General features: G+C 31.3%; 11 protein-coding genes. 3 read left to right on the top strand and 8 right to left on the bottom strand.

Annotated features, from left to right (window positions below):
- Positions 1-221 precede the first annotated feature (221 nt).
- Positions 222-542: a Bor family protein gene (locus ACYSNX_RS10085; protein ID WP_461754558.1), complete on the bottom strand. Its 321-nt coding sequence runs from the start codon at positions 540-542 to the stop codon at positions 222-224.
- A gap of 480 nt (positions 543-1,022) precedes the next feature.
- Between ACYSNX_RS10085 and ACYSNX_RS10080 the strand changes: the two genes are divergently transcribed.
- The gene (locus tag ACYSNX_RS10080) at positions 1,023-2,081 is read left to right on the top strand and encodes a sensor histidine kinase (RefSeq protein ID WP_461754557.1); all 1,059 of its coding nucleotides are present in this window, start codon (positions 1,023-1,025) and stop codon (positions 2,079-2,081) included.
- Positions 2,074-2,751 carry a response regulator gene (locus ACYSNX_RS10075; protein WP_461754556.1) on the top strand — a complete coding sequence of 226 codons (678 nt, stop codon included), beginning with the start codon at positions 2,074-2,076 and terminating at the stop codon, positions 2,749-2,751. The genes ACYSNX_RS10080 and ACYSNX_RS10075 overlap by 8 nt, the downstream gene beginning before the upstream one ends.
- Positions 2,752-2,961: 210 nt before the next feature.
- Here the strand turns inward: ACYSNX_RS10075 and ACYSNX_RS10070 are convergent, their stop codons facing one another.
- The 3 genes from ACYSNX_RS10070 to ACYSNX_RS10060 all read right to left on the bottom strand — a co-directional run bounded on the left by ACYSNX_RS10070 (position 2,962) and on the right by ACYSNX_RS10060 (position 5,509).
- Positions 2,962-3,747 (bottom strand): RDD family protein, encoded by a 786-nt coding sequence (locus ACYSNX_RS10070; RefSeq protein WP_461754555.1) that lies wholly within the window; start codon positions 3,745-3,747, stop codon positions 2,962-2,964.
- 185 nt (positions 3,748-3,932) lie between these two features.
- Positions 3,933-4,181: a hypothetical protein gene (locus ACYSNX_RS10065; RefSeq protein WP_461754554.1), complete on the bottom strand. Its 249-nt coding sequence runs from the start codon at positions 4,179-4,181 to the stop codon at positions 3,933-3,935.
- Positions 4,182-4,462: 281 nt separating this feature from the next.
- Positions 4,463-5,509, bottom strand: a complete 1,047-nt coding sequence (locus ACYSNX_RS10060) for a helix-turn-helix domain-containing protein (RefSeq protein WP_461754553.1) — start codon at positions 5,507-5,509, stop codon at positions 4,463-4,465.
- Between the two features lie 263 nt (positions 5,510-5,772).
- On the opposite strand from ACYSNX_RS10060, the gene ACYSNX_RS10055 reads away from it, so the two are divergent.
- Complete coding sequence (locus ACYSNX_RS10055) at positions 5,773-7,722, top strand: KUP/HAK/KT family potassium transporter (RefSeq protein WP_461754552.1); 1,950 nt, start codon at positions 5,773-5,775, stop codon at positions 7,720-7,722.
- A 155-nt stretch (positions 7,723-7,877) separates the two neighbouring features.
- On the opposite strand, the gene ACYSNX_RS10050 is transcribed toward ACYSNX_RS10055, so the two are convergent.
- The 4 genes from ACYSNX_RS10050 to ACYSNX_RS10035 all read right to left on the bottom strand — a co-directional run bounded on the left by ACYSNX_RS10050 (position 7,878) and on the right by ACYSNX_RS10035 (position 10,267).
- Positions 7,878-8,177 carry a type II toxin-antitoxin system RelE/ParE family toxin gene (locus ACYSNX_RS10050; RefSeq protein ID WP_461754551.1) on the bottom strand — a complete coding sequence of 100 codons (300 nt, stop codon included), beginning with the start codon at positions 8,175-8,177 and terminating at the stop codon, positions 7,878-7,880.
- Positions 8,167-8,385 carry a hypothetical protein gene (locus tag ACYSNX_RS10045; RefSeq protein WP_461754550.1) on the bottom strand — a complete coding sequence of 73 codons (219 nt, stop codon included), beginning with the start codon at positions 8,383-8,385 and terminating at the stop codon, positions 8,167-8,169. Before ACYSNX_RS10045 ends, ACYSNX_RS10050 begins: the two co-directional genes overlap by 11 nt.
- The gene (locus ACYSNX_RS10040; protein ID WP_461754549.1) at positions 8,382-8,720 is read right to left on the bottom strand and encodes a helix-turn-helix domain-containing protein; all 339 of its coding nucleotides are present in this window, start codon (positions 8,718-8,720) and stop codon (positions 8,382-8,384) included. The genes ACYSNX_RS10045 and ACYSNX_RS10040 overlap by 4 nt, the downstream gene beginning before the upstream one ends.
- Before the next feature lie 431 nt (positions 8,721-9,151).
- Positions 9,152-10,267 carry a Fic family protein gene (locus ACYSNX_RS10035; RefSeq protein WP_461754548.1) on the bottom strand — a complete coding sequence of 372 codons (1,116 nt, stop codon included), beginning with the start codon at positions 10,265-10,267 and terminating at the stop codon, positions 9,152-9,154.
- Positions 10,268-10,570 lie beyond the last annotated feature (303 nt).

Here is a 10,570-nt window from a genome sequence, read left to right as displayed (position 1 = left end):
TTAGAGTTCGGATTATTGGCAATCGCACAGAATATTAGAAAAAGAGTGGCATAAAATGCCTCTTTTTACACCAAAATACCGAAAATATATTTTTCCAATGTCTGAGCTTCGCATATTTAGAAAAATACCGAAAATCACACAGAAGTAAAATGCAAAAAAATAGGGCTGTCTCTTTTTCTTTAGAGACAGCCCCATTGCTTTTCTAATATTTTATGTTTTTCCTAGAAATTTTTTGGAACTGGCATATAGAATGTAGTCGTAGTAGGAGTATAGATTCCTAAAGTCACAAATCCTAGTAAACCATCAATAAAGCTCATTTGGTGCTTTACTACATAATTAGGGTTATTGTTAACAAATTCACTCGCCTTGTGCCCATTATCTAATGGTACTAATCCTAAAATTAATGCGTGGTTCTTCACTTTATTAACTTCAATTACTGGTTCGTTTATTGTAGTTTGTCCAACAGCTAATTTTCCTGTATAACAAGAAGTCATTGTCATTGCAACCACAGATAATACTAAAAACTTTGTAATTTTCTTCATTTTGATAATCTTAATAAATTTTAATAAGTCGCAAATATGTATAATAACTTTTTAAATAGATAGTTTTAATTGGTAAAGCACCCCATTTCCTTAGTTTGTACTTTTTATTAGTATACCGATATCAGTAAGCATTTAAACAATAAAAACTAAAAGCTCAAATTCAATGAGCCTATTGATCTTCTACAAACCTATACTATCAACTAACTAAAAGATAATTTGCTTAGTTTTTTACTACCATAAAGGTAATTAATTAAAAAAGTATAATCCCTTAGACATCCAAGCATTAAGTGGTCTTCTTAGATATTATTTTAATTCCTTACTTATCACTTCTCTATTTCACTAAAAAATGAATATTTTTACTTTCTTATTAATTAGTTTTAGCCAGATGGGTACAATGCTTTCTATGGAAGGTTTTACCATATATACGAAAACTTATTTTAAAGAAGGCAAACTATTATAGGCAATCTCTATTTTGTAAAAATGAAAAACAAAGTATCTAAACTTAACGGATATGTAATCTGCATAGGTTCCATTCTATTTATATCGGCTATTGCCTTTATGTTCAAGAATGTAGTACACTATCAAATAACAGCTTTAATTTTGTTTTTAGCTGTGTCTATTTTGGCTATCCTATATGATATTCTTCCCGTTACTATTGCTGCAATACTAAGCGCTGTGATACTTAATGTGTTTTTTATAGATCCTATTTTACACTATAAGATTAATAGCCCAGAGAATGTACTGTTATTTTTCATGTTTTTACTTGTGGCTGTTTTGAATGCTGTTTTCACAAACCGCATCAAGCAACAAGAAAGAAAAATAAGAGACAAAGAAGAAAAAGAGAAAACCATCGTTTTATACAACACCTTACTTAGCTCTTTATCCCATGAACTTCGCACTCCTATCTCCACAATTATAGGTGGTATAGATACCCTAAGGGCAAAGGACACTCTTGTAGAGCTTTACAAAGAGCAGCTGTTAGAGCAAATGGATTTAGCTGCAACACGCCTTAATCAACAAGTGGGTAATCTATTAAATATGAATAGGCTAGAAACCGGCAACTTAGCCATCCGCCAGGACTGGAGTGATATAAACGAACTACTTTTCTTAAGTATAGAAAAGTTTTCTTATGCCCAAAACAACATTGAGTTTGAGCCATCAGATGACTTACCTTTATGCAAAGTAGACCCTGGTTTACTTTCTCAAGTAGTAGAGATTTTATTGCACAATGCAATTATCTATAATCCTCAAAGTAAGATAAGGATAAGTGCACAAATCAAAAACGATTTTCTATCTTTGAGTATAAGTGATTTTGGCAAGGGAATTCCACCCGAGTTGCACCACAAGATATTTGATAAATTTTACCGCCTACCAAATGAGAAAACAGGAGGCACAGGTCTTGGGCTATCCATAGCCAAGGGATTTGTACAAGCCCATAAGGGAAGTATTACTTTAGAGCAAAACTGGCCAAGTGGTAATACATTTACCATTGTAATTCCCTGTGAAGTTTCCTATTTAAACCATCTAAAACATGAGTGATTTTACTATTTTAATAATTGACGACGAACAGCAAATTCAAAAACTACTTGAAATAGGCCTAAGCCAAAGTGGAGCTAAAATTCTACAAAGTACAACGGCTAAGGAGGGTTTAATGTTAGCGGCAAATTATAACCCTGATCTTATATTATTAGACTTAGGTCTTCCTGATATAAAGGGACAAGAAGTATTAAAACAATTAAGATCTTGGTATAGTAAAGCCATTATAATCTTATCGGTAGAAAATAGTGAACAGCAAATTGTAGAGGCCCTAGATAGTGGAGCTACGGATTACTTAACCAAACCTTTTAGAATGGGAGAATTACAGGCTAGGATTCGCTGTGCTATTCGGCTTAACAATGCACAAGAAGACAACACAAAGTTAGAGTTCCAGGACATAGAGATTGACCTAGTTGGTAGAATTGTAAAAAAAGATCAAGAGGCAGTACATTTAACCACAACAGAGTTTAATTTAGTAGCCCTACTGGCTAAAAACCAAGGACGCATACTAACGCATCAGTATATACTAAAAGAAGTTTGGGGAATTGCCTATCAAACAGAAACCCAGTACTTAAGAGTATTCATTGCTAATTTAAGAAAGAAGTTGGAGCAAAACCCCAACAAACCTAAACACATACTCACTCAAAATGCAGTAGGATACCGCTTTGAGTAGTATAGTAGTCAAACAATTACAAAAGGACCACTATCTAAAACCATCAAAGAATTGGTTGGGTTTACCCCGTCTATTTCTCTTTCAGATAATTAATAGCAAAGTAATTACTAAAAACAAAACAGCATCTTAAATAGTATTGAAAAGCCTATAGCTAAAATAAAAGTACCGAATTAGGTACTTTTATGGCCTTTGTAGATGTAATTACACTATTTAATTAGTTATAGATTTTAAGATAGTACCATCTCCTTTTTGCATTTCTATTAATTGCCATTGCTCTGATTGTTCTTTTTCCAAATATACAATAACAGATATAATTCCTTTTTCTCCAATAACTTCTATTCCTAATAAAGCCCTACCGTTCCCATTTTCCACTTGTATATCTCCAGAGGGGAACCTACCATAATTCAGTATAGTTCCTATTTCTGTTTTTAACTGTTCGTTATTTTCTATTTCTTCTATAGCAGTTTTGTAAGCATCTGAGTTTTTCACCATACTTCCTCCTATAAAAATCATAAATACTAAAAATAAGATCACAACACTTATTAACGCAATGATACGTGAAGATTTTGAGGTTCTAATAGGATTCTTTAACACAACTGCTTTTGTAAGTGTATCGCCTAATCTTTGGTTTTGTTTATTAGTGGCCAAAATAAGAAACTCTATTGGCCATATAATAAGGAAAAGGTTACGTAAAAAAAGTCTGCCAAAAGAAGGAACCTTTTTAAGGTTGTTTTGATCGCGAACCATAATTCCCATTATCCACTTACCTAGACTTATCCCTTGATAGCTATCCTTTGCAAAATAGAGGATAAACCCTGGTAGTAAGACAGAAACTAGTATGGGTATAATTGCCTCTGGACTATCTTCATTAATTAGTTCTTCTGCATAACACAGAAATAAAATAGCAACTATAAAAAATGTTATTACAAAGTGATCTATTAAAAAAGCTGCTATTCGCCTCTTTCTACTGGCTTTTATAAAGTTTGAATCTTTCATTATTATTTTATACTACTCCTATTGGTGGTCCGAAGTTATATTAATTTGCTATTAATAAAAAAACTTTTACACTCTTTTGTGGGCTTTTATCAAAAAAAGTAGTTCGAAAGAAAATAACGAAGGAAAATTGTAAAACAAGGAATACTCCGACTAATTCGTATGTTCTAAGAAATACAATCATTTTTCTAATAAGTAATATGCTTACTAATCGCCCAATAATCTAATCTTTTTTTTTGGGGATCTATAGGCAATCTAGGGTTAAATAAATATAACTGATTTAGTTTTTTAATTGCCATCTCAAAAGTGATAAAACCACTAATTAATAATAAATCAAAAACAAATAAGATCCCTCGAACTTCTACTCCATCCTCTAAAGATTGTTTTCTTAATTTGGCATCTCCCGTTAAAAGTATTCCTCGATGTTTTTTTTGCATGATACCATACGGAACAATCCTCAACACTTAATCCTTTTGTTGAAGACAGGATTTTAAATATATTTATCAAATCCTGCTCAGAGGATTCTATTAATAGTAAAGATTGATTTTGAAAGAATTTCTGTATAATATCCTTTTGTTCTTGATGAAGTTCTTCAAAAACAAAATCCGTGGTTCCCAAATCTAAATTTTGTAACCTGAAAAAATCTTCAATTAATCCTAAATGGAGTAAGTCAATTAAAATATTAGCATCACTTATTACTACCTTCATATTAAGCACTTTAAATGGATGAATTCTCTAGTACTTCTTTAACCGAAATATTTAACAAGGAAGCTGCTTTACTAGATGAAATTAATTCTTGAGAAAAGGCTCTATATACTAATTGCTCATATCGATTAGAGACCTCAGGTGTTTGAAATCGTTGGGCATCTACTTCAAGCCTTAAATTTGGATTGTAATTTATTTTCTTATAAAACCCTACGACTCTTTGCTCACTCCATACTTTACAATCCTTAAGTCTATAGATTATAGCTCTAATGCTTATTCCATATTTACGTTGAACTTCTACTAATTCTTTAAATGATATGTCAACTCTTTTCAATCCAAATTCTCTTATTACCATTAACCTTGGGAATAAAAACTCTGAAGCGAATCTATTGCAAATCTGTTCTTCCAAATTGTTATCACACAAAGGTAAGTCTAATAAAAGATGACCTAATTCATGTAACAGAGTAAAGCGTTTTCGCTCTACATTAAAATTTTTATTTACAACTATTACAAGATATTTATCACTAACAACAGATGCCAATCCATCGAAATTATCTTGTGTTTCATCTATTTCAATAACTTTAATTTCTTTGTCTTCTAAGAGTTGGATAATATTATGAATAGGATCATAGCCTATATCCCATTCATTTCTCAAGTCCCTTACAACTTGCTCAATGTCATCTAAAGACTTAACCTTTTTCTTGCATAGCGGATTAGTAAAAGAATTATCTATTTGCAGAATATTTTCTATTTCTAAATAATTAGATAATTTCATTTTAATCTGTTCTTTTAAGGCATTAATCTTTTTTATAGAAAGAGTACTTTTTTTTCTAAAATTTACTTCACCCAATTCAATAGAAGAGGGAGTAAAAAAATAGTCTACTCTTACTTTCAATGATTTAGCTAACTGAATTAATGTCTTACTTGACGGCATTGAACTACCATTTTCATATTTAGAAATCATTTGTTTGGAGACCCCAACTAAATCTGCTAATTCCTGTAGTGACATAGCATTAAGAACTCTACCTTGTTTTATTTTTTGCGAAACAATTTCTTTCATAATACTTTAATTTAGTTGACATTATGTGTAAATATACAAATAACGTCAACTAATTCGAAAAATTATTTACTATTTAACATAGGAGTAATTAATAGATCAATATTGCCCTAAAAATCATTTAGATATCTATCCATAAGCTTTATCTAAAGACTGTAAGCAAACCTAGCTTCTTTATAAAATCTTTATATCCTACAAAGAGAATTTTATACGAGCCTTATAGAGAAAGTAAGACCTTTACACCATAAATAATAAACATTTATTTCATGCAGCAAAGCACTTTACACTCCAAGGTAAGCGCAGCCTCTTTATTAGTGGCCCTTGGTATTATATATGGAGACATAGGTACCAGCCCTTTATATACTTTCAAAGCAATTATTGGACTCAAAGAGATCACCCCTATGTTAGTTCTAGGAGGAGTATCTTGTGTATTTTGGACTTTATTGTTACAAACTACCTTAAAATATGTTTGGCTTACTTTAAAGGCAGACAATGACGGGGAGGGTGGAGTATTTTCTTTATACTCCCTAGTAAAGCGATATGGTAAAACAATGATTATTCCAACTATGCTTGGAGCGGCAGCTCTACTAGCCGATGGTATAATCACTCCTGCAGTATCGGTAACCTCCGCTGTAGAAGGATTAGAAATGATTTCCATTTTTCAAGGAAATATTAAGGTAGTTCCCATTGTAATTGGAATTATCTCCATGATCTTCTTTTTACAACGTTTTGGGTCCCACAAAGTAGGAAAAGCCTTTGGCCCGATTATGGCTATTTGGTTTGGGGTATTATTTATTTTAGGAATGAGTCAAATCTGGCAGACCCCTACTGTATTTAAGGCGCTTAATCCCTATTATGCCTATGATCTACTGGTAAACTATCCTAAAGGATTCTGGATTTTGGGTGCAGTATTTTTATGTACCACTGGAGCGGAAGCCCTATACTCTGACCTTGGACACTGTGGTAGAAAAAACATTCGACTAACTTGGGGATTTGTGAAAGTTTGTTTGGTGATAAATTACCTAGGGCAAGCAGCATGGCTTTTAGAGCATAGTGGAGAATTATTAGAGGGAAGAAATCCGTTCTTTGAGGTAATGCCAAGCTGGTTCTTACTAGCAGGAGTAGTAATTGCAACTCTAGCAGCTATTGTAGCTTCACAGGCCCTTATTAGCGGTTCATTTACCTTAATTAACGAGGCAATGAACTTAAACTTCTGGCAAAGAGTAGCTGTTAAACAGCCTAGTGAGACCAAAGGACAAATATATATCCCTAGTGTAAACAATTTGCTTTGGCTTGGATGTATTATAGTTATTCTCTATTTTCAAACCTCCTCTAAAATGGAGGCAGCCTATGGACTAGCTATCACTTTAGCCATGATGAGTACTACTTTCTTATTGTACTACTTTTTACTTTATAAACTTAAATGGCCTAAGGCAATGGTGGGTTTATTATTATTGATATTCACCGTTATTGAAGTGAGCTTTTTTATTGCCAATATTGTCAAATTCCAAGAAGGAGGATACATCACTGTATTTGTAGGAGGATTATTCTTCTTGGTGATGTATGTAAGTTATTACGCTAGACAAATCAATAAAGGCTACACTAAAATGGAAGACTTAGGTAAGTACACCAAGAAAATTACTGCTTTAAGTAATGACACTTCCATTCCAAAGATGGTAACCCATTTAATCTACTTAACTAAAGCTGAAAGAAGAGAGCAAATAGAACAGAGAATTATACAGTCTATCTTCGCTAAAAAACCAAAAAGAGCGGATCACTATTGGTTCTTCCACATCAATCGAACTAATAATCCCTATACCTTAGATTACCAAGTAAGTGAGTTAATTGAAGATAAAGTCATTAAGATTGTTCTTAATATTGGTTTTAGAATACAGCCCAGAACAGAGCTGTTCTTCACCCAAATTATGCAAGACTTAATTGACAATAAAGAATTAAATCTATCTCTAGACAATAGTACGATAAACCCTTATAATGACTCTATTGACTTTAAGTTTATAATCATGGAGAAATACCTATCTGTAGAGAATGAATTTTCTTTAAAAGAAGGTTTTATCTTAAAGGCATACTTCCTACTTAAGAAGCTAGGACAAAGTGATCAGGAAGCTTTTGGAATTGATAAAAGTGATACAATTACAGAGCAGATTCCTTTACTATATCAACCAGTTAGCCCACTGGTATTAAAACGAGAAAAATAATAGCCAATTATATATTTACAAACAACAAAAATTAGGAAACAACAAAACAATAGCCAAAACAATTAATGCCCAAATAGGTCTTAGAAACTTCTAAGGCCTGCCCCATTTTTTTGTATTAATTTTTTACCAGACAATAGTATGAGGGAATATATATTTTAAGGGTTAGGATACTTTTCAGTATTTTGAAAGGTATTAAAAACAGCCTTAATTATAATTGTTTTATAGTCTTCATCAAGCGAATAGAAAACTATAAACGGAAATTTATTCAAAGGCTTACCTCTAACATTTTCAAAAAAGAATTTGAAATATAGCACTTTTTGAATAGCAGTAAAAGTATCCCTGTAATCTTTAATAAAGGTAATAGCCACTTTAGTAGAAACATTCTTTTTATAATAATCGATTGCTTCTTCAATGTGCTCTTGAGCTACAGGAGTAATTACTATTTTATAGCTCATATTTATTCTTCAATTCTTTATAGAATTCTTCAGCATCAATACATTGATCTAAAGAAATATTTTCTTGCTGCTGCAAAATTTGTTTTTGCTCCTCAGTTAACTGAAAATTAATTTCTTCTTCTTTTTTATATTGAGCTCCAATAAGTTCAAGAAATTCCAAAAAGAAAGCGTTCTTACTTTCAGGGATAGAAACGTTATAAGTTGTCATAAAGCAATCTTTTTAAGTTTAACAGATTTAATAAAGCTATCTAAAACATATAAAATATGTATTTTATCTTCATTTTGCATATTTTCAAGTTCAGCCAACCTTTGTAACATTTCTGGATCTTTGAAAAGATTAACATTTTCTGTTTCTCCAAGTAAATAACCAACTGTAGAACCAAGAATCTCTGCTATTTTTTTTGCAGTATCTACAGATGGTATCATTTCATCTCTCTCATAACGCGAAATTACACTTACTGATGTATGGAGACTTTTAGCTAGTTCTCTTTGACTCAATCCTAATTCTTTGCGTAGTAGTGCTATTTTTTTTCCAAAGGTCATATCGAAAATTATACGTAAACGGCTTTTAAAAGCTCTTATATCTTATCTATAACAAATATACAAACCTTTTTCGGTAAAAAAACAATTTTTTAGGTGAATTTTGAATAAAAAAAGTTAGTAATATTTTTCACTTTTGTAAGCCTAGAAATCCAACAAAGTTTGCTCCTTGGTGGAAATTTTATATCATTCTATTTTACACCTCAAAGGAGATATATTACTACGTCTATTATACCTAGGTTGTACAGTAAGCTATAAGTTTATTTAGATATGTTTTTTAAGTCAGCTTTATGCTAAAAAAGTAATAGCGTTTCGAGATTCCTCCTTCACTTTTCAAAATAAAAAAGAGTAATAGAGCAATTATCGGATACAGAATTAAATAGCTAATTCTTAACGCTTTTTCCATTTTATTATACTTCTTAAAAGCTTAAAACTTATACTCTAACTAATCGCATCAGAGGTTCAAAAGAATACATTGCGGCTCTACGCCCTGCTGATTCTTCTCTCAAAACTAAATATCCATTATCTAACAATTTTCTAATAATCAAAACTGCTGTTGCATTTGGGATTTTAGTTGTATTAACAAATTTATTATTTCTAAATACAGGATAAGTAAAAATAAAATCTAATATTTCCATATTCCATTTTGAAGATAGCAAATCAGAAAATTCTATTTTTGTGGTTTCGTACAAATTTTTAATACTTTCTGCTATTTCTAAATTTCTGATAGCTTGACTTTCCACAGCATTTAAGAAAAAACGAATCCACTCATTCCAATCATTTGACTTAGAAACATTACGCATCTCTTCAATATATTCGTCTTTATTTTCTTCAAAATATCCACTAATATAAAAATGAGGTTGTGAAAGAATTTTTTCTCGCCATAAATTCAGCGTTATCAACATTCTTCCAATTCTTCCATTTCCATCTTTAAACGGATGCAATGCTTCAAACTCTAAATGCATAATGGCTGTTTTAATTAATGGAGGAAAATTACTTTCCTCTAAAAATTCAAAAAGTCTTTCTAATCCATCATTAAGATTTTCAGGTCGAATAGGAATAAATTGAATTTCCTTTTTCAATCTATCCGCTAAATAATTCTGTTCTTTTTTAAACTCGCCAGGAGATTTACTTGCACCTCTACCTAAGTACAATAACTGTTGATGCATTTGTTTAATAAAGCTTAATGAAAAATCATAGCCACTTTCAAAGGCATTTTGTGCATTTTTTAAAGCTCTTTGGTACAAGATAGTTTCAATAACATCCGCTTTTACATTAGCTGTGTCTTTTCCTTCATGATCAGCTTCATATTGAAGTATTTCATCCATCGTACTAATGGTGCCTTCTATTCTGGAAGATATTACCGCTTCTTGATTTCGTAAAGGTGCTAATAGAATTTCAGTGTTATGAAGGTTTTTCAGCATTTGGTCAAAACGAGCCAACGCATCGGTAGCTTGTACTAACTCTTGTATAAAAAGGGAGTAATTAATATTTTTTGGAGGGAAACTACCGTAATGATAATCTACTGCTTTGTCAAAATTGTAATCCATACATTGCTATTTTGAATACAAATTTAAACAAAAAAACACAATCAAATACTTTTGTTTACACAAAATAACATAAATATGAATACAAAAACTTTTGATTACAATTTATGTAGACAAAACTCTTTGTTTACATAAAAACACAGATTTATGTACGCAATCGTTTTTGATTACAAAAAATGAAGACAAACAACCTTTATTACAATAAATTCACAATGGATGTAGACAAGGTTGTTTGATTACAATTTTTGAAGAGATTTTTGATTACAAAAAACAACAATATTAGAAAACAAATTATAAAAATTAGAA

Source organism: Myroides sp. LJL115, assembly GCF_054871665.1.
Note: the sequence above shows the minus strand (reverse complement) of the source record. Positions and strands in the feature narration are given on the sequence as shown.